20 protein-coding genes are annotated in these 19,154 nt (G+C 61.4%); 11 read left to right on the top strand and 9 right to left on the bottom strand.

Annotated features, from left to right (window positions below):
- Positions 1 to 118: 118 nt before the first annotated feature.
- From AB6K10_RS00730 to AB6K10_RS00760, 7 genes are all read left to right on the top strand, one after another.
- Positions 119 to 2,002, top strand: coding sequence for a beta-ketoacyl synthase (locus AB6K10_RS00730; protein WP_339119582.1), 1,884 nt, complete (start codon positions 119 to 121; stop codon positions 2,000 to 2,002).
- Positions 1,999 to 2,493: a pantetheine-phosphate adenylyltransferase gene (gene coaD, locus AB6K10_RS00735; RefSeq protein ID WP_285262868.1), complete on the top strand. Its 495-nt coding sequence runs from the start codon at positions 1,999 to 2,001 to the stop codon at positions 2,491 to 2,493. The genes AB6K10_RS00730 and coaD overlap by 4 nt, the downstream gene beginning before the upstream one ends.
- A gap of 72 nt (positions 2,494 to 2,565) precedes the next feature.
- Complete coding sequence (locus tag AB6K10_RS00740) at positions 2,566 to 2,814, top strand: YfhL family 4Fe-4S dicluster ferredoxin (RefSeq protein WP_039182874.1); 249 nt, start codon at positions 2,566 to 2,568, stop codon at positions 2,812 to 2,814.
- A gap of 50 nt (positions 2,815 to 2,864) precedes the next feature.
- On the top strand, positions 2,865 to 4,178 hold the full coding sequence (locus AB6K10_RS00745) for an MATE family efflux transporter (RefSeq protein WP_339117754.1): 1,314 nt from the start codon (positions 2,865 to 2,867) through the stop codon (positions 4,176 to 4,178).
- 166 nt (positions 4,179 to 4,344) lie between these two features.
- Positions 4,345 to 5,655 (top strand): short-chain fatty acid transporter, encoded by a 1,311-nt coding sequence (locus AB6K10_RS00750; protein WP_339117755.1) that lies wholly within the window; start codon positions 4,345 to 4,347, stop codon positions 5,653 to 5,655.
- A 77-nt stretch (positions 5,656 to 5,732) separates the two neighbouring features.
- Positions 5,733 to 6,278, top strand: a complete 546-nt coding sequence (locus tag AB6K10_RS00755) for an acyl-CoA thioesterase (protein WP_159343188.1) — start codon at positions 5,733 to 5,735, stop codon at positions 6,276 to 6,278.
- Between the two features lie 33 nt (positions 6,279 to 6,311).
- Positions 6,312 to 7,316 carry an ion transporter gene (locus AB6K10_RS00760; protein ID WP_339117756.1) on the top strand — a complete coding sequence of 335 codons (1,005 nt, stop codon included), beginning with the start codon at positions 6,312 to 6,314 and terminating at the stop codon, positions 7,314 to 7,316.
- Here AB6K10_RS00760 and AB6K10_RS00765 read toward each other — a convergent pair whose 3' ends face one another.
- The gene (locus AB6K10_RS00765; RefSeq protein ID WP_339117757.1) at positions 7,317 to 8,711 is read right to left on the bottom strand and encodes a PLP-dependent aminotransferase family protein; all 1,395 of its coding nucleotides are present in this window, start codon (positions 8,709 to 8,711) and stop codon (positions 7,317 to 7,319) included. It abuts the gene before it with no gap.
- Between the two features lie 97 nt (positions 8,712 to 8,808).
- Here AB6K10_RS00765 and AB6K10_RS00770 point away from each other — a divergent pair, with 97 nt between their 5' ends.
- Complete coding sequence (locus AB6K10_RS00770; RefSeq protein ID WP_339117758.1) at positions 8,809 to 9,414, top strand: LysE family translocator; 606 nt, start codon at positions 8,809 to 8,811, stop codon at positions 9,412 to 9,414.
- Here the strand turns inward: AB6K10_RS00770 and AB6K10_RS00775 are convergent.
- Positions 9,411 to 9,770 (bottom strand): I78 family peptidase inhibitor, encoded by a 360-nt coding sequence (locus tag AB6K10_RS00775; protein ID WP_339117759.1) that lies wholly within the window; start codon positions 9,768 to 9,770, stop codon positions 9,411 to 9,413. The two genes, AB6K10_RS00770 and AB6K10_RS00775, sit on opposite strands and share 4 nt — an antisense overlap.
- Positions 9,771 to 9,887: 117 nt before the next feature.
- On the bottom strand, positions 9,888 to 10,019 hold the full coding sequence (locus AB6K10_RS00780; RefSeq protein ID WP_044630151.1) for an entericidin A/B family lipoprotein: 132 nt from the start codon (positions 10,017 to 10,019) through the stop codon (positions 9,888 to 9,890).
- A 127-nt stretch (positions 10,020 to 10,146) separates the two neighbouring features.
- On the opposite strand from AB6K10_RS00780, the gene AB6K10_RS00785 reads away from it, so the two are divergent.
- On the top strand, positions 10,147 to 10,605 hold the full coding sequence (locus tag AB6K10_RS00785; protein ID WP_368473611.1) for an HIT domain-containing protein: 459 nt from the start codon (positions 10,147 to 10,149) through the stop codon (positions 10,603 to 10,605).
- 2 nt (positions 10,606 to 10,607) lie between these two features.
- Here the strand turns inward: AB6K10_RS00785 and AB6K10_RS00790 are convergent, their stop codons facing one another.
- The 4 genes from AB6K10_RS00790 to AB6K10_RS00805 are packed head-to-tail and all read right to left on the bottom strand — an operon-like array spanning position 10,608 to position 13,263.
- Positions 10,608 to 11,600: a nickel/cobalt transporter gene (locus tag AB6K10_RS00790; protein WP_339117761.1), complete on the bottom strand. Its 993-nt coding sequence runs from the start codon at positions 11,598 to 11,600 to the stop codon at positions 10,608 to 10,610.
- A gap of 57 nt (positions 11,601 to 11,657) precedes the next feature.
- Positions 11,658 to 12,329, bottom strand: a complete 672-nt coding sequence (locus tag AB6K10_RS00795) for a DUF1007 family protein (protein ID WP_159343194.1) — start codon at positions 12,327 to 12,329, stop codon at positions 11,658 to 11,660.
- Positions 12,329 to 12,703, bottom strand: coding sequence for a hypothetical protein (locus AB6K10_RS00800; RefSeq protein ID WP_159343195.1), 375 nt, complete (start codon positions 12,701 to 12,703; stop codon positions 12,329 to 12,331). The genes AB6K10_RS00795 and AB6K10_RS00800 overlap by 1 nt, the downstream gene beginning before the upstream one ends.
- Positions 12,700 to 13,263: a hypothetical protein gene (locus AB6K10_RS00805; protein ID WP_159343196.1), complete on the bottom strand. Its 564-nt coding sequence runs from the start codon at positions 13,261 to 13,263 to the stop codon at positions 12,700 to 12,702. Before AB6K10_RS00805 ends, AB6K10_RS00800 begins: the two co-directional genes overlap by 4 nt.
- Before the next feature lie 117 nt (positions 13,264 to 13,380).
- Here AB6K10_RS00805 and AB6K10_RS00810 point away from each other — a divergent pair, with 117 nt between their 5' ends.
- Together AB6K10_RS00810 and AB6K10_RS00815 are read left to right on the top strand one after the other, a co-directional pair.
- Positions 13,381 to 14,514, top strand: coding sequence for a glycerate kinase (locus AB6K10_RS00810; RefSeq protein WP_339117762.1), 1,134 nt, complete (start codon positions 13,381 to 13,383; stop codon positions 14,512 to 14,514).
- A 247-nt stretch (positions 14,515 to 14,761) separates the two neighbouring features.
- A complete protein-coding gene (locus AB6K10_RS00815; RefSeq protein ID WP_159343198.1) occupies positions 14,762 to 15,238 on the top strand; it encodes a Dps family protein in 477 nt (158 codons plus the stop codon).
- Positions 15,239 to 15,339: 101 nt separating this feature from the next.
- On the opposite strand, the gene AB6K10_RS00820 is transcribed toward AB6K10_RS00815, so the two are convergent.
- Together AB6K10_RS00820 and AB6K10_RS00825 are read right to left on the bottom strand one after the other, a co-directional pair.
- Positions 15,340 to 16,797 carry an aminoacyl-histidine dipeptidase gene (locus tag AB6K10_RS00820; RefSeq protein ID WP_339117763.1) on the bottom strand — a complete coding sequence of 486 codons (1,458 nt, stop codon included), beginning with the start codon at positions 16,795 to 16,797 and terminating at the stop codon, positions 15,340 to 15,342.
- Positions 16,798 to 16,829: 32 nt separating this feature from the next.
- On the bottom strand, positions 16,830 to 19,031 hold the full coding sequence (locus AB6K10_RS00825) for a GNAT family N-acetyltransferase (protein WP_339117764.1): 2,202 nt from the start codon (positions 19,029 to 19,031) through the stop codon (positions 16,830 to 16,832).
- Positions 19,032 to 19,154: the final 123 nt, after the last annotated feature.

Here is a 19,154-nt window from a genome sequence, read left to right on the forward strand (position 1 = left end):
CAGCTCACTATTAAGCTCGGATCGGTCACCGTTTTCGGCCTGGTCCGACAATAACTGTTATTAAAAACCACCGCACCACGAGGAACCCGGCTTGTCACACTTACCGGTGATTGTCGGCATGGGCGGCATCAATCCCGCCGGCAGAACCTCGGGCCATCAGGCCTTCCGCCGCACCGTGCTTGATGCTCTACCCGCCGACCAGCAGCGCCAAACCCTGGAAGGCTTGGCGGCACTCATGCGCCTTGCCGAGCACTCCGACAACGGATGGCACGACAGCGCAGGGCAGCCCATTGACGCCCCGGCCCAACGGCTGCGTGATCAGGTGCTTAACCACACGCTGATTCGCCGCAACGAAGACCCGCGCTTTCTCGCCCCCGGCCTACCCGCGAACCGACGAGCCGACTTGGCCCTGGCCGAGCCGCTGCGCGTGACGCTGCGCCGCCGCCAACTGCCGGAACAGCTACCCGACGGGTGGCAGGTGCGTGAGATCGACGCGCGGCAGGTCGAAGTCACCCTTCCTGCCGGTGCTTTCGACGTGCTGCTGCCTGATGCACAGGAACCCAAGGTCCGGGCCGCGGCCCAGCTGCCCAGCGGCTTCGACCCCGCCAGCCTGTACCGCAGCGTCCACCATCCGCGCGGACTCTCGATGGCGGTCTTCGGTGCCAGCGACTGCCTGGGTGCCAGCGGCCTCTCTTGGGAAACCCTACGCCAGCAGCTCAACCCCGATCACATTGCCGTCTATGCGGGCAACTCCATTGGCCAGCTCGATGACCAGGGGTGGGGCGGCTTGCTGAAAAGCTTGGTGACCGGCCAGCGCGCCACCTCCAAGCAGATGCCACTCGGCTATGGGCAAATGCCCGCAGACTTTCTCAATGCCTATGTCCTCGGCAGCGTAGGCGGCACCGGTGCAGCGCTGGGTGCGTGCGCGAGCTTCCTCTACAACCTGCGTCTGGGCATCGAGGATATCCGCGCTGGCCGCCGCCGAGTGGTCATGGTGGGCACGGCCGATGCGCCAATCACACCGGAGATCATCGAAGGTTTCCGCGCCATGGGCGCGCTGGCCGATGACGCCAGCCTGAAAGCGCTGGATGCCTTGGAGCTGCTCACCGATGCTGATTACCAGCGCGCCTGCCGCCCGTTTGCCCGCAATTGCGGGTTCACCATGGCCGAAGCGAGCCAGTTCCTGCTGCTGATGGACGACAGCCTCGCCCTCACGCTAGGCGCCGACATTCTGGGTGCGGTGCCCGAGGTCTTCGTCAACGCTGACGGCTACAAGCGCTCTATCTCTGCGCCCGGCATCGGCAACTACATCACTCTGGGCAAAGCGGCCGCGCTGGTCAAAGACATGCTGGGGGAGACCGCGCTGAAAGAGCGCACTTTCCTTCATGCCCACGGCACCAGCACGCCGAAAAACCGCACCACCGAATCCCACGTGTTCGATGAAATCGCCCGTGCGAACGGCATCGAGCAGTGGCCGGTGGTGGCGATCAAAGCGTTCATCGGCCACTCGCAAGGCTCTGCGGCGGGCGACCAGATGGCCAGCGCCCTGGGCAGCTTTGCCCACGGCTTGCTGCCGGGCATCCCGACGTTGGATGCAGTGGCCGATGACGTGTATGCCGAGCGGCTGCGCTTTTTCACGACGCCGCAAGCGTTTACTGCCGATGCCGCCTTTATCAACGCCAAAGGCTTTGGCGGCAATAACGCCACGGGTGTCGTGCTCTCGCCCGACGTCACCGAGCGCCTGCTGGTCAAGCGCCACGGCCGTGCGGCCATCGATGCCTGGAAAGGCCGCCGCGAAGCCGTCCGCGCCAACGCCACGGCTTATCTTGCCGACGCCGACCGGGGACACTATGCACCTCGCTATCAGTTTGGCGAAGCGGTGCTGGAAGGCCCAGAGCTTGAGATACACGCAGACCGCATCCACATTCCCGGCTACGATCAGGCGGTGTCACTGGCCGCCGACAACCCGTTTGGTTCGCTGGACGAGGAGACGCCGACATGACCACCCGCCGCGAAAATATCGCCGTCTACCCAGGGACGTTCGATCCGATCACCAACGGTCATTACGACCTGATCGAGCGCGGCGCGCGCATGTTCGACAAAGTGGTGATTGCCGTGGCGGCCAGCCCTGGCAAACGCCCCAGCCTGGATTTAGAGACGCGCATTGCGCTGGCGGAGTCGGTGTGCGCATCGCTGCCCAATGTCAGCGTCATTGGTTTCTCGACGCTGCTCACCACCATGATGCACGAACAGGGCGCAACCATCATTCTGCGCGGCCTGCGTGCGGTCTCCGATTTCGAGTACGAGCTGCAGCTGGCCAACATGAATCGTGCTCAAAACCCGGAGCTCGAGAGCGTGTTTCTCACCCCGGCGGTGGAAAACTCTTATATCTCCTCGACCATCGTGCGGGAAATCGCCAAGCTGGGCGGCGATATTTCGCCGCTGGTGCATCCGCAGGTCGCAGAGGCGCTGCGTAAGCACTACACTACCTAGCTATCGATATTGTTGAGTAAAACACTCGGGTATCTGATTGCCCGAGTGATACGCCATTCGTGAGGTATGCCCATGGCCCTGATGATCACCGACGAATGCATTAACTGCGACGTCTGCGAACCGGAATGCCCTAATGACGCGATCTCTCCTGGTGAGGAGATTTACGTGATCAATCCCAATTTGTGCACCGAGTGTGTCGGCCACTTCGACGAGCCTCAGTGCCAGCAGGTGTGCCCGGTGGACTGTATTCCCCTCGACCCAGAGCGCCCCGAGACCCAAGAGCAGTTGATGGAGAAGTACCGCATCATTACTGCCGCTTAACTCTCCCACTCAAGATGCGCCTGAACGTCTGCAAGCGAAGGTCACTCTGAATGCGTATTTGGATCCTCGCTTGGCCCATCATACTCTCCAACATCACCGTGCCTCTGCTGGGGCTGGTGGACACGGCCGTGGTCGGGCACTTGCCCGATTCCCGCTATTTAGCCGGCGTTACCCTCGGTGCCACCCTATTCAGCTTCCTTTATTGGGGCTTTGGCTTTTTGCGCATGGGCACCACCGGGCTGGTGGCCCAGGCCATTGGGCGTGAGGCGTCGAGCGATGTTCGCAACCTGCTCGGCCAGTCGCTCATCATGGCGCTCGTCATCGGCACCCTATTGATCGTGTTTGGCTCGCCGCTGATCTCTCTTGGCCTGTGGTTACTGGATGGCAGCGCCGAGGCCACGCCGCTGGCCCGCGAGTATGCCGAGATTCGCCTCTGGTCGGCCCCTGTCGTACTGGCCAACTACGCCATTCTGGGGTGGTTCTTAGGGCAGCAGAACTCCCGCGTCACGCTGATGATTCTGCTGCTGACCAACAGCGTGAACATCCTGCTCGATCTGTGGTTCGTCGTCGGTCTAGGGATGACCAGCAACGGCGTCGCGCTGGCCAGCGTGTTTGCGGACTACAGCGCGCTGGCGTTTGGCGGCTATTTGGTGCTGCGCCAGCTGGGGCATTTGGAAGGCCGCTTTCAGCGCCAGCGGCTGCTGGCACTGAAGGCGTACTCGGCACTGTTCAACGTCAACGCCAACCTGTTCGTGCGTACCCTGGGGCTGCTGTTTGCCATGGCATTTTTTACGGCGCAAGGTGCCCGCCAGGGCGATACCGTGCTTGCCGCCAATGCCGTGCTGCTGCAGTTCATCATGCTCACCAGCTACGCCTTGGATGGCTTTGCCCACGCCGCAGAATCGCTAGTAGGGCGCGCTTACGGCCGCCGCGACTGGCGGGAGTTTGCCGCTACGGTGCGTGCCACGGCGCACTTCTCGTTCTGGACCTCTGCCGCGGCGGCACTGCTGTTTGCAGTGGGGGGTAATCAGCTCATTGCCCTGCTCACCGGACTCGATGACGTACGCGCCACCGCTGCCATCTATCTACCGTGGATGGTGGTCATGCCGCTCATCGCCGTCTGGAGCTATCTATTCGACGGCGTGTTTATCGGCACTACGGCGGTGAGGGAAATGCGCAACAGCATTTTTGCAGGCCTCGCCGTTTACCTACCTACTTGGTGGTTCTGCCAGGGACTGGGCAATCACGGCCTCTGGCTGGCGTTTACGCTCTTCACCCTGACTCGCTCGGCCGTGCTCATTGGTTACTACCGCCGCTACCGGCTGACCCGCTGGCGTGCGCCCCCCCGCGTGTCTCACCTTTGATCAGCAGCGTTGAACGCCACAACGGGCAGGGCTAGCTAACTGCGCTACCGTAGTGTGATGCGACAATGCTAAGCGCCCTGCGCATTGGCCGTTGAGGGATGAAAATTGTGCCGCACCGCCGTATATTAGCCGCGCACTTCCTAATAACGAATAAAGTGAGCACTCCATGCTAAAACTCATATCAAAACCAGCGGTTAAGCTGGTCGAGCGTTATTTGCCAGACCCGTATATCTTCGTCCTCTTGCTAACCCTCATTGCCGCCATCGCCGCCATTGCGGTAGAGCGTCAAACGCCCTTGGCCGTGCTGCGTATGTGGGGTGACGGCTTCTGGGGCTTGCTGACCTTCTCGATGCAGATGCTGCTCGTGCTGGTCACCGGCTTTATGCTGGCAAGCTCGCCACCGGTAAAACGCATTCTGCAAAAAATTGCCGGTACCGCGAAATCACCCGGCGGCGCGATCATTCTCGTCACGCTGGTGTCACTGGCGGCTAGCTGGATCAACTGGGGCTTTGGCCTGGTGGTCGGCGCGCTGTTCGCCAAAGAGCTGGCGCGTGTGATCAAGGTTGATTACCGCCTGCTGGTGGCCAGCGCCTACTCGGGCTTCGTGGTGTGGCACGGCGGTTTGGCCGGTTCGGTGCCGCTGACGATTGCCACCGAAGGCCACTTCTCTGCGGACCAGATCGGCGTGATTGGCACAGGCTCGACCATTTTCGCCTTCTTCAACCTGGCCATCGTCATCTGCTTATTCATCGCCGTGCCGCTGGTTAACCGCATGATGCTGCCCGATGAGAAAGACAGCGTCTACGTCGACCCCAAACTGCTCGACGACGAGCCAGAGCCCGTAGTCCGTATCACGCGACCTGCCGAAAAGCTCGAAAACAGCATGCCGCTGGCGCTGCTGGTGGGCGTGCCGGGCCTACTGTTCCTGCTCGACCACTTCATTCTGCGCGGCGGCGGCCTGAACCTGAACGTGGTGAATTTCATGTTCCTGTTCCTGGCGATCGTGCTGCATCGCACGCCCCGCAACCTGCTCACTAGCCTGAACGAGGCCATTAAAGGCGGCGCGGGTATCGTGATTCAGTTCCCCTTTTATGCGGGCATCATGGCGATCATGGTGCAGTCGGGCCTTGCACAGAGCATGTCCGAATGGCTGGTCTCGTTTGCAACCGCGAACTCGCTGCCGTTCTGGTCGTTCATTAGCGCCGGTATCGTGAACCTGTTCGTGCCTTCCGGCGGTGGTCAGTGGGCGGTACAAGCGCCGGTCATGCTGCCTGCCGCAGAAGCGCTGGGGGCCGACATTGCCCGCGTGGCCATGGCGGTGGCCTGGGGAGACGCCTGGACTAACCTGCTGCAACCTTTCTGGGCACTGCCAGTACTGGCGATTGCAGGCTTGAAAGCGAAGGACATCATGGGCTTCTGCCTGATCCAGCTGTTCATTACCGGTATTATCATTTCCGTGGGCTTGGTCTGGTTCTAAGCGGCTAAGCACGACGTCAACGCCCGCCCCTTTGGTATCGCCTGGGGGCGGGCATTTTTAATCGTAAGGTGGCCTTTATGTCCGACGCCTCTGCTGTACCCAACGCCCCAGACCAGAGCCTTGAACACAGCGCCTTACCGGGCCAGCACGAGCTCTCCATGACGGTCTTGATGACGCCGGACATGGCGAACTTCAGCGGAAAAGTGCACGGCGGTGCTATTCTTAAAAAGCTCGATGAAGTCGCCTACGCCTGCGCCAGCCGCTACTCCGGCCACTACGTGGTGACGCTCTCGGTGGATCAGGTACTGTTCAAACAGCCAATCCATGTAGGCGAGCTGGTGACGTTTCTCGCCAGCGTGAATCACGTGGGTCGCTCCTCCATGGAGATTGGTATCAAGGTAGTGGCCGAGGATATTCGCCAGAAGCTGATTCGCCATACCAATAGCTGTTACCTCACCATGGTGGCCGTGGACGCCGACGGCAAACCCGCCCGGGTGCCACCCCTGCCGCTGGAGACCCCGCTGCAGAAGCTGCGCTTCGAAAAAGCCGCGCTGCGCAAGAAGCTACGCAAACAGGCAGAGCGTGAAGAGGAGCTGACCCAGCAGCATCACCAGCAGCGCTAAGCGCTGCTCTACCCGCGACGACAAGGAGTCATCATGCCCATCAGGCAGCGCTATCCCCACCTGCCCAAGGCCGTTGAGTATGCGCACATCGGCTGGGATTTTCTGATCCTTGCCGCCGTTATTATTAACCTTAGCCTGCTGCTGTTTGACTCGCTGTTTCTGATTGGGCCGATTAACCAGGCGATTGCCGCTATCGCGCCCGGTTTTCACCGTTTTTACGATACGGCGATCCATAGCCGCTTTATCGCCATCGATCTGGTCTTTGTTAGCTTCTTTATTGTCGATGTGCTGCTGGGCTGGGCCGTGGCGATTGCCGAGCGGCGCTATCACCGCTGGTTCTTCTACCCCTTCGTGCACTGGTACGACGTGCTGGGCTGTATTCCGCTCAGCGGGTTCCGCCTGCTGCGCGTGTTTCGCGTCATCTCGCTCCTGCACCGGCTACATCGGCTGCGCTTGATCGACGTGACGCGCTGGTCGGTCTATCGGTTTTTTGCCAAGTACTACGATATTCTGCTGGAAGAACTCTCTGACCGTATTGCGCTACGCCTGCTGGGCAATGTTCAGGAGCAGATCGTTGCCAGCGACTCGCTCACCGAGCGCGTCATCGAGCGGGTGATCATGCCGCGTAAAACCCAGCTCATCCATGAAATTGCCGAGCGCTTAGAGGCCACGGCAGGCCGAGCCTATCAGCAAAATCGCACCGCCATTATGGCGGCCATTGATGATCTGGTGAGCCGCACGCTGCGGGAGAGCCCGGAAATTCGACGGCTGCACCGCTTACCCATGGGGCAGACCGCGTCCAGTGCGATGCAGGCATCCATTAGCAACGTGGCCCAGCGTTTGGTGGATGAAATGGCCCAGGGCATGCATTCCCCCGCCTTCCGCCAGCTCGTTGAGCGCACGGCTGAAAATGGCTTTGACAGCTGGCTAACCGTCGACGACTCCAGCGCAAAAGTGACCGAGCAGGTGCTTTACGATGTGCTCGAAATGCTTAAAGAGCAGGTACGCCACCAAGGCTGGAAAGACCGCTACGACTAACTAGACCGTTGCGGTTGCCAAGGGCGGCTGCTCAAGGCTCGCTCGAAGGATCGCAAGCGCACGCTTGAGCGCCGTTTGGTCGGCGGCGGCACCGATGCAAATCCGGACCGCCTGGGGGGCGGGGGCGCTGCCCACGCAGAAGGGTTCCGCGCTGGTCACTTTAACGCCCTGCTGATGGAGCCGTTCGCACAGCTCTAGCGCCCGTACACCATCGGGCAGCGTTAGCCATACGTTGCTGCCGTTTGGCTGGCGGCTCAGCGAATAGCCCGCCAGATGATCCGTCACGATCTGCTGCCGCGCCGCCAGCTCATGGGTTTGCCACGCCAGCAGCTCGTGTGCGGAGGGCTGGCTCACCCAGTGGCAGACCACATCCACCATCAGCGGTGGCACCATCCAACTTTGCGCCCTCAATGCCGCCGCCAGCCGCTCCAACAGCGCAGGCGGCGCGCGCAGCACGCCCATACGCAGCCCGCCTGCCAGCACTTTCGCCGTGCTAAACACAAACAGCGTGCGCTCTGGCGCGAGCTGATACAGCGGCGTGCCGCGCTGTTCAACGGGTAGGTACTGCACGCCATCCTCCAGCAGCCATATATCGTAGCGCCTTGCTATCGCCACGAGCTGCCCCCGGCGCGCTTCGCTCAAGCAGAGGCCGGTGGGGTTGTTTTGATCGGGAGTGAGGTAAATCAAGCGGGGCGGCTGGCGAGCGCACTGTGCTTCCAGCGCCTCCATGCACATCCCATCTTGATCAAAGGGGATGGCGACCACCTTGAGATGCGCCTGCTGGGCGGCACTGATGGCTCCTGGGTACGTCAGCGCATCCGCAGCGACCAGCTCCCCCGGGCGCAAAAGTGTGCCGAGCGTTAGGCTAATGCCGTGCTGCCCGCCTTGAGTAATCAGCAGTTCCTCCGCGTTCAGGGGCATGCCTAATCGTGTGAGCCACTGAGAGAGAGCGGCGCGGTGGTGGTCGCTACCCTGGGAGCTTGAGTAAGCAACGCTGCGTCTGAGCACCTCCACAGAGGCGCTGAGAGCACTCAGTGCCGTGCTCATCGCCTGCTCTCGCAGGGGGTGGGGCGGCGGTAGGCTGAGGCTTAAATCAATCGTGTCGTCATCGGCTTGCGTGGCGGGCTGACCGCCAAACACACGGGCTGGTCCGCGCTGTTTCACGTAGGTGCCGCTGCCTACCCGAGCGCTCACCCAGCCGCGTTGCTCTGCTTCAGCGTAGCCACGGGTGACGGTGCCCACGGTGACGCCTAACGCATCCGCCAATCGTCGCTGAGGCGGCAGCTTGTCATCTGGCGCTAATTCACCGCTGGTAATGGCATCGCCTATCGCCTGGGCAATCGCCCGATAGCGTGGGCCGCTCATGTGTTCAATGGAAGGCACCCAAATTGTCATGGTGACAATAAAACCTTTGACGTAAAAATTAGCCCCATTATGCTAACAAAAACGCCCATTAACAACTCAATCATCAAAATTGTATGGATACAAAAAAATGAACAGTGAATGGCTAATCCTTGGCCCAGCAGCGCTCTACATGATGTCGATGACGCTCACTCCGGGGCCCAACAACATCATGCTTACCGCTTCTGGGGCCAACTTTGGCTTTCGACGTACGATGCCGCATATGTGGGGAATTTTAGGAGGCTGTTTCTTACTGTTTGCCAGCATTGCCCTGGGGCTAGGCGTGCTGTTCGAACGCTTCCCTGTGGTGCAAACCACGCTGCGCTGGATAGGGAGTGCTTATTTGCTCTACCTTGCTTGGAAAATCGCCACCGCACCGCCGCCCAATTTACACGGTAGCCAGCACGGGGTGCCGCTGACGTTTTGGCAGGCGGCCATGTTCCAATTCGCTAACCCAAAAGCGTGGGTGATGGGGCTGGCGCTCATGGCGGGCTTTCTACCGGAAAGCGGCCAGCCGGTCATTAATGCCTTGGTGCTGGCCGGGTTTGCGGAGCTGGTGGCGCTGCCCTGCATTGCCCTGTGGGCCGCGTTTGGCAGCGCCATCGGGCAGTGGATCAAAAGCGATCGAGCATGGCGCGGGTTTAACATCACCATGGGTGTACTCACCGCCGCCTGCGTATGGCTGATTTTGCGTTAGCCGCAGCGCAGCGCCTCGATCATGTCGTTGCTTTCTAAATGAATATTAAGCCGATCGTCGCGGTAGTCCATGGTCGCGGCGCTGCCGGGGCGCAGCACACGCACCTGACGGGCGCCGCTCTGCTCTTCGAGCGTCGCCACGTTGGCCTCATCAAAGGGCGCACCAATGGCGTACTGCACGGCGCTGGCATCGCATGTTTGGTTGGTCGGCGCGGTGGGATCGACCGTCGGCGGCTTCGGCGCGGCGGTTTCACTGGGTGTGCTGCTACATCCGGCGAGCAGTAACACGGCCAGCACGCTGCCCACGCGTTTTAGATGGCGTGGCGGGGTGGTCATCCTACGATTGACGGGCATCATGATCGCTCTCCCTCGATGACGTTTGTCTGATCACTTGTTTCGCTGTCTTCATACGCAGTGCGGGCCAGACATTGCTGCCTAGCCCGCACGTTGCACAACAAGCTGTTAGATCGAACCTTAACTTGCGGCGTCCTGAACGGCTTGACCGCCCTCTTCAACGTCTTGTCCTGCGCCTGCAATGGTGTTGCAGCCCGCTAGAGCACCCGCAGTGATGAGCAGAATAAAGCTCGTCGCCAGTAGTTTTTTCATCGTGTTCTCCTTAACAAGTCATTCAACATCGGGAAGCTCCGGCGGTAGCCTTACCGCCTGGGAGTGTTTTTAGCGTAACAGATTTTAATAATTTCGCCTGTTTTCCCTGAGTTATCCGCTGCCTGCTATGATACTCGCCAACCCGTTTGGCTCAGGAGCACTCCGCTTGGCAACCTTTGAACTCGACCCACGCTTAGAAGCAGATACCTTACCCTTAGCGGATCTTCCGCTCTGCCGCGCGCTGTTGATGAACGATGCCCGCTATCCTTGGGTCGTGCTCGTGCCCAGAGTGCCCTCGGTCAGCGAAGTGTTCGAGCTGAGCCAAGCAGAGCAAGCCCAGCTTTGGCAGGAAGCCACTCAACTGGGCGCGGCCATGAAAGAGGGTTTTCAAGGCGATAAGCTCAATATCGCCACGTTGGGCAACGTGGTCAGCCAGCTACATATCCATTTAGTGGTGCGCTATACCGATGACGCTAGCTGGCCCGCGCCGGTGTGGGGCAATGGCGCTCCCACGCCTTATGAGCTCGCCCAGCAGGGGGAGCGCCGGGAACAGCTGCTAGCGCACATTGAGGGGCTGTCGCTTTAAGCTCAACCGCCCAAAAGCGATCCTCGTGCTGGCGGCTCGTTGAGTAACGGGCCGCTGGCGGGCTGTGCCGCACCGGCCAGCGCCAAGGAAACCCCCAGCGCAACAATCACCGCCCCACCGGTGAGCGCCGCCCAGCCAGCGGCTTTTTCGACCCGCTGCTGGCTCTGCTTTTGTAGCCGCTTGGTGGCCCACCCTCGGGCCACAATACTTGCCAGGGCCAGTATCGACACGGTAATGCCCGTGCCCAGCGACATCGCTACCACCGATGCGACCCCCACGTAAAATTGGCCTAAAAGGCTTGCGGCACCTAGCATCAAAATCGCTCCGCTGCAGGGGCGCATACCAATCGCCCCGACGGTCATCAAGGCCGTACGCCAATCCAGCGCCTGCGCGGGTTCAATATGATGGGCACCGCCACAGCAGTGGCTGTGGTCGTGGCTGTGATCATGCGCATGTACGTGCTCCATGACCGGCTCACTCTGAACGGCATAGGCATGGCGCAGCTGTTTCACCGCCCGCCAGCAGAGCCAAGCCCCTAATAGCGCTACCAGCAGAAAGCTGGCCTGCTCCACCCAAGCCACGCTGCCCATGGCTTGACGCGTCACCCAGCCTAATCCGTGTACCAATACCGCCACCATCGCAATGGCCGTCACGCCCTGTAGTAGCGAGGCAGCAAACGAGAGCCCTAGCGCCCGGCGAGTCGCACCGCCATGAGACGCCAAATAGGTGGCCAATACTGCTTTACCGTGTCCCGGCCCTGCGGCATGAAACACGCCGTACGCAAAACTGACGCCGAGCAGCGTGATCCATGTGGCGGTGGTGGGCGTTCGTGACAGCTCGGTAATCGCCAGAGTCAAACTGCGGTGTAGCTCTCGCTGCCACGTCAATAGCTGCAGGCTCACCCCCTGTAAATTCACCTGCATGGCCCACACCAGCAGCGCCACGCCCATGAGCGCCACAGCGCCGATGGTGAGTTGTCGTCGCGTTAACGGCATGCCACCTCCAGAAAAGATATAAAGTAACACTTTATACACGACTCGACCGACGGGCGGCTAGCGACAATCCACGCGGCCCGTTTCCGCAAAGTGACGGCCTAACCCTGGTTCGCCCTCTTCGTCCGTATCCAGCAGCGCTGCCTGCATGACCAACTCAGGGTCGGGGTCGGCGGGTAGTACGCTGAGCGCGCAGTCGGGTTCGCCGTTGAGAATCAGCGCTTGTGGAGAGGGCTCGTCGCCCTCCTCCTCGTGTACCATCTCGATGTAGTACGTGGGGTCGAAGACTTGATACTCCAGCACCTGCCCGCTGAGGGGTTGAGGCGTGGCCAGCGGCAGAATGAACATAAACGTCAAACGGCCGTCCCGCTCCATCGCGGTGTACTCGGTGACCTCGCCAAACGTCTGCGGCTCGTCGCCGACCCGCACCTCGGTAAAGTAGTGCTGAGGAGTCAAGTTATCGCGAATCTCACTGCCCAACTGATCCAGCCCCTGCTCCAGGCTAGCGCCTGGCACCTGCTGCAACTCCTCCATCACTACCAGGCTATAGAAGGGGTCCATCCGCCATGTTTGATGAAGCCCGGTGACAGCACCGTCATCGTTGGTAATGACACGCACGCTCATGTCGATCCAGCCGTGAGGGTGGGCCTGTGCCATCGAACTGATCAACAGGCTGCCCACCAGCAGCGCTTGGCCGGTACGACGCAGCGTGGCAGGTGACCATGCATTCATCACGGCAATTCTCCTAATTTGCGCTGTAACTCCACGAGCCAGGGATCTAGCACATAAGGCGGTATCGGCTGGCTACCGCGCAGTGCTGACACGCTGACCAGACTTCCCCCTTGAGCTTCGCTTACTTGAAGCTGAATCCGATATCCGGGCCAGCGTGCCAGGCTTGCCTCGGCGCGCCCTAAGGTCAAGTCAGCGTGGCGTATCACATAGCCCTGCTCCATCATCAGTGCCACCGCCTCGCGGAAGGTGTGCTCCATTGGCGCGCTATAGCGCAGCTCGCGCGGTTCAAGGGGTTGCGTGGTGGCACAGCCTGCCAGCCATAACGCGGCGCACAGCGTGAGCGCTACCCATGAGGTATGGCGGAATGGTGTCATGATGCCCCCTGCGGTGTGACGGATGACGAAAAAGCTTTCTGGAAACGGCCACAGAAGTCATCGTTACTGGCACTATAGGACTCTCGCAGGTCGCCCAGGTGATCAAAGCGGCGAATGTCCCGTGAGATGCGCAGATGGCCATCGCGGGCAAGCAGCGATACCCGCTCTACTTCAACGGGCTGCTGGCCAAAACCTGGGCCGAAGGCGCCTCCCACGCCAATCCCTACACTGCGACCAATACCAAACCCGCCAAACAGGCGGAAGCCGCTGCCGTAGCCATAGTCGTAGTCATAGCGGTCGTAGTAGCCGATCAGCTCGCGCTCTCGGGAGGCACTCACTAGCCCAAGCTCCGTATCAGTGGTCTCTAACGAAAATCCCCAGGCTTCCAGCACGTCGATGCTTTCCGTCAAAACGCTCAGCGTTTCATCTGGCGAAGACTGGCCGGTGGGGAAGTAGCAAGCCGCCGCTGGCGCAGGCTCCGCTTGGGGCAGCCGGTCAGGAAGCGTCTGACAACCCGCCAGTGCCAACAGGCAGGTAATGCTAAGGGGTATGGCCTTCATGAAAAATCCTCTCGCTACCGTCATGGCTGGTGTGTCACCAAGCAGCGCGCTAAGCTCGCCAACAGACATTAAAAAGAACGACAACACGCTGAGACAACGTTTTAAGGAGGTTGTGCGATGAATGTACTGCTTTGTCCTGATAGTTTTAAGGATGCCCTGAGTGCCGAAGAGGCCGCCAAGGCCATGGCACAAGGTATTCAACGGGCAGCGCCCAACGCCATCACACAGCTCTGCCCCCTGGCGGATGGCGGCGAAGGCAGCCTGGACGCCTTAATTGCCGCTACCCATGCCGAGCGCCGTACGCTCACGGTGCAAGACGCCCTTGGGCGGCCACGCCAAGCCGCCTGGGGCTGGCTAAGCGAGCAGCGTACCGCTTTTATCGAGCTGGCAGAAGCCAGCGGCCTGCAGCACCTGACCCGCGCAGAGCGCAACGCCCTGCATACCACCACCTTCGGCGTGGGCGAGCTGTTTCTCGCTGCCCTAGATGCAGGCGCCACCCATGCCCTGCTGCTGCTCGGTGGTAGCGCCACCAACGACGCCGGTGCCGGTATGCTCCAGGCGCTGGGCGCCACGCTACTGGATGCCCAGGGCCAGCCACTGTCCCCAGGCGGCGGCGCACTCCAGCAGCTTGCGACCCTGGATCTTTCGACGTTAGACCCGCGCTTGGCCGACTTACGCGTAGAGGCCGCCGTGGATGTGGATAACCCACTGCTAGGCGAACGCGGTGCCAGTGCCGTCTTCGGCCCACAAAAGGGCGCGACAGACGCCGATGTGGCAACGCTAGATCGCGCGCTCGGCCACTTTGCTGACCTAACAGCCAAAGCGCTCGGCAAAGATGACAGAGCACTGCCGGGAGCAGGGGCAGCAGGCGGCATGGGGTTTGCGGCGCACTGCTTTTTGAACGCGACGCTAACGGCGGGCATTGAAATGATCATGCAGCAGGCGAATTTTGCCCAATTACTGAACGATGCAGATGTAGTGATTACCGGCGAGGGCCGCTTAGATGGCCAGAGCTTGGCGGGCAAAACGCCGATTGGCGTCTCCCGCGCCGCTAAACGCCAGGGCAAGCCGGTGATTGTACTCGCGGGTAGCCTGGGCGACGGCTGGCAAGCCTGCAAGGAAGAGGGCGTCACCGCCGCCTTTGCGCTGGCCGATGGCCTTATGACATTAGAACAGGCGCTACCCCGCACGGCAGAGCTTCTGGCAGACCGCTGCGAAAGCATCGCACGCCTGTGGCTTGCAAGCCGCTGAGCGCGCCTTTGCGTGGGCCTTGGAACGAGCCTTGAAGACAAGCCCCTTGAAATGACGCGCCTGCGCCTACATCTGTTTATTCATCAGCGATGAGCCAGCCGTCGCCAGCTCACCGCTCTAATGGTAGGGCACTATGGCTGCGATGCAAAAAACCTGTTTTGCAGCGCCACCACAGCGCTCTAAGCTACATCAAACGATTTGATGGCCGTACTTTTTCAGCGCGGCTCCAACCATGGAGGAGCACACAATGGACGATATGAACAGCATTGGCCTACACGAAGGCAGTGCCAGCCAGCTGGCCGAGAAACTCAACCACCTGCTGGCCAACTACCAGATTTTTTACATGAACGTGCGTGGCTATCACTGGAACGTGAAAGGCAATGACTTCTTCGAACTGCACGCCAAATTCGAAGAGTTCTACACCGACCTGCTCACCAAAGTGGACGAAGTCGCAGAGCGTATTCTGACCCTGGGCCACAAGCCGGTTCATGCGTACAGTGATTACGCCAAGCTGTCGCGCATTCAGGAAGACAAAGACGTTCACGACGGTAAAACCTGCGTGCAGGGTGTGCTCACCGGCTATCAAACGCTGATCGAACTGCAGCGCGAATTGCTGGCACTGGCGTCTGACGCCGACGACGAAGGCACCGCCGCCCAGGCGGGCGACTACATCCGCGAGCAGGAAAAAACCGTGTGGATGCTTAACGCCTATTTGGGAAAATAAGCGAGTTCAATAGCCTCGATGAAGTCTGGGACTGTAGATACCTATAAAACGGCACCTTTGCGGTGCCGTTTTTATTGCGTTTTTGCTGATTGAGCGCGGCGCTACTTCGCCAGCGTTTCCACCAGATCGCGCAGCATGGCCCAAAACTCCGCCACGGACGCGATTTCCACTCGCTCATCCGGTGAATGCGCGCCGCGAATCAGCGGGCCAAAGGAAATCATATCCAGGTGGGGGTATTTGCTGCCTAAAATGCCGCACTCAAGGCCTGCGTGAATCACTTTCACCTCGGGTGCGTGGCCCATCAGCGCCGCATGGCGCGCCTTGAAAGTGGCCAGCAGCGGGCTATCCGGGTTGGGTGCCCAGCCGGGGTAGCCGTTCTCGACTTTCACCCGTGCACCCATTAGCCCAAACAGCGCCTGAAAGCGCCCGGCCATTGCCTGGGCGGCGCTATCGTGCAACGAACGCACCAGGGCGCAGAGGTGGAAGCGCCCCTGCTCGACGCTTAACACGCCCAGGTTATTGGAGGTTTCGACCACGCCGGGCACGTCTGCGCTCATACGCTCTACGCCGCAGGGGGCGGCATGAAGCGCGGCCAGCAGCATGGCGCTAGCGTCCAGGGTCAGCGGCTCAGCGTCGGCCTGTTCGGCACGGGCGGCGGTCAATACCAAGCCGCTGTCGCCACTGCCTAGCTCGGCTTTGAGAGTAGCGGCCAACTTCTCGACAGTTGCCAGAGCGGCGTCCATGTCGTCGGCGGGCAGTGCCACCTGGGCAAAGGCTTCGCGGGGAATAGCGTTACGCAGCGTGCCGCCCTGGTAGCTCACCAGGCGGGCATCGTACGCCTCCAGCGCCCACAGTACGCGGACCAGCAGGCGGTTAGCGTTCCCCAACGGCTGATGGATATCCATGCCCGAGTGGCCGCCTTTCAGGCCGGTGAGCGAGAGGGAAAGCAGCTGCTCATCGTCTCGCAGCGCGGCGCTGGGCAGCTGCGCATCGACCACCACATCCGCGCCGCCCGCACAGCCGATATACACCTCGCCGCGGTCTTCGCTATCCAAATTCAGCAGCAGCGAGCCTTCCAACCAGTTTTCGGCAAGATTCAGCGCACCGCCCATGGAGGTCTCTTCCTCCAGGGTGAACAGCGCTTCCAGCGGGCCATGGGTCAGCTCGGGGTCTTCCAGCACGGCCAAAATGGCCGCCACGCCCATGCCATTATCCGCTCCTAGAGTAGTGCCTTCAGCGTGAAGCCATCCCTCTTTGACCACGGTGCGAATGGGGTCACGGGTAAAGTCGTGCTCATGCCCCGCATTGGCCTGGGCCACCATATCCAGGTGCCCTTGCAGCACGATTCCCGGCGCGCCTTCACAGCCAGGGGTGGCAGGCTTGCGGATACGCAGGTTGCCGAAGGCATCCTGGTCGTGGGCAAGCCCTTGCGCCTCCGCCCAGGCTTCCAAGGTAGCGACCAACGCGGCCTCATGACCGGAGGGGCGCGGCGTGTTACACAGAGTACGAAAGTGCTGCCATACAAGGCGTGGCTCGAGCGCTGCTAGATGTGCGTTCATGGAAACTCTTCATTATCGATAACCGACTTACTTTACCGCTCTGGCTCACTGGGGAAAAGCGCGCACGCGGCGATCACCTGTCGGGCTACATCGCGCAAGCGCTGCACGGCGTCGTTCTGCGCCTTGGCCAGTGGTTGATTTTGGTAGGCCCAAGCGGCGAGCTGCTGGTGTGCCTGCTGCGCCTCGCCCAGCGGCTGACGGCTGGCTTCTCTCGCCAGCGCCTGTAGCGCGGGTCGGGCCAGAGCGGGGTCGCGACGGGCATAAGCCACGTCATGAATGGCTTGGCGCTCGGCCGTGCCGAGCGGCTGAGCGGGCAGTGCAGCGAGCAGCAGCGCCACGACCGATGCAGGCAATGCGGCCAGCTCGAAGGCCAGCAGGCTAGGCAGCGAGGCGGCAAAGCCGCTCCTCAAGGTGTCCAGCACCGCGTGCCCCTCCGGGTTGAGCGCCCTGGCGACCATCACGGCGTATTCGCCGGTCGCCGCTTCGCGGGTCATACCTAAGCGCACTGGCACGAACCCTAGCGCCCGCCAGAAGCGCAGCAGCGACGCTTCCGCCCCGAAGGTGGCGCCATACAGGGACACCCCTTGCTGGGTGGCGCTATCGATATCCTCTTCTAGGAGCTGCCTTCCTAGTCCTTCTCGGCGACGTTGGGGGTGCGTGGCAATACGCGCCACCCGTCGCCAGCGGGCGGTCAATGCCTCGCGACTGCCGCCATGGGCTGCGAGCGACTGCGCCAGCAAATGCCCCTGGGGCCTGCGCTCACCCCTGGCCACTTGGTCGGCAAGCTCGGCCCCGAATCCCCCCTCTTCGCGGGTGACCAGGACGGCTTGCGGGTCTTCCCCGTCACGGCGGAGTATCATGCGTAGTCCCGTGCCGGGGCCATCCAGTAGCTGGCGTAAATCGCTCGGCGTGGTGCGGTAGTGGGACTGCACCAGCAGGCCAAACAGCTTTTCTAATCGTGCGTCCTGCGCGGCGAGCTGCGCTTGGCTGAGCACGATGCTATGTGGCAACTCGTCTTGTGAGGGGAGTGCGTTAGGTAGCGGCGCATTCAACAAGAGCAACCGTTGGATGAGCGACTCCAGCGGGTCCCCGACGGACCAGCGTATTGGCGTTTGCAGCGTTAGCTCTCGCCACTGGGGCGCTTGGCGATCCAGCACGTCGCGAAAACGCAGGGCAAAACCGCGCCCAGAGCCTTCATAGCCATGCACCGTGGTGGCAAAGGCAATACGCGGAAAAGCCGCCAGCCAGCGGGCCAGCAACGACGCTGGAATGGCGGCAGCTTCATCCACCAGCAGCGTACTGCCGCTGCCCCCTAGCGCGCCCTGCTCGATCTGTTCTGTCAGTACATCCGGCGGCAAAAAGCGCAGCCGACTGCCGTTGGCAAGCGACACCTCGGCAGGGCCGTGGCGCTGTAGCGCCGGGCACAGCGCCGCCACACGGCTAAAGACGCTCTCCACGGCGCTCAGCCGAGGCGCGGTGAGCAGCCACTCGCCACCGTCGCTTTGTTGCAGTAGCCGTGCGCAGGCAATGCCCAGGGCAGCGCTCTTGCCCCGCCCCCGGTCGGCGGTCACCACCAGCGGTCGACGGCGCTTGAGCTTGACCAGCGCGCTCACCGCCAAAGCTTGGTCCGCAGTAAGACAGTCGGTGTCTTCACAGGACTCAGGGGCGCTCGGCCGTTTGGCCAAGGTCGGCAATCGCAGCGCTCCTCCCACCGGCCAGCGCACTACCTCGGTCGACGCCCCCAGCAAGCGGGCCATACGCGTGAGGTAGTGGGCACTGAGGTGCTCCCAAGGCCAGGGGTAATCGGCAAAGCGAGCGTAGTTGGGATCGGGCTGGCAGCCCCATGACGATGGCGTGACGAGTACCAGTAAGCCGCCTGCGCTCACCGTCCCCGCCAGCGCACCCAGCGCATCGGGGTCTAGCCCTTCGTGGCCACTGGCATCGAGGATCACTAGCTGGTGCTCGACACCCAGCCGGGTACGCGCTTTACGGCTAGGTAAACTGGTAGCGACGGGGGACTGTTGGGCATCGCCCACCCAAAGGGGTGCCTGCCAGTCGGCGGCCTGCCACAGCGCCAGTGCCTGCTGACGGGCCTGCGCTGGTGCACCGCTTAACCACACCAGCCCGCGCCAGCCCCGCTGCTTTAAACGGCGGGCATGACAAACGAGCGTGGCAGCCTCCCTGTCGACGTGTTTGCGGGGTGAGGTGGGGTCGGCGTGGCGTGACCCGCCCATAGCGGCTCCTTAGGCAAGAATTCTCTTACAACTTTGGTTGAACAAACCCGGGCTTTTCAACGTTTTCTCACCCTTCAAGACAGAGTAAAGAGCGTAGAAGTACCTTTTAAAGCAATGTTTTAA

Origin of the sequence: Halomonas sp. BMC6, from assembly GCF_964204995.1 — a bacterium.
Classification (GTDB): Bacteria; Pseudomonadota; Gammaproteobacteria; order Pseudomonadales; family Halomonadaceae; genus Vreelandella.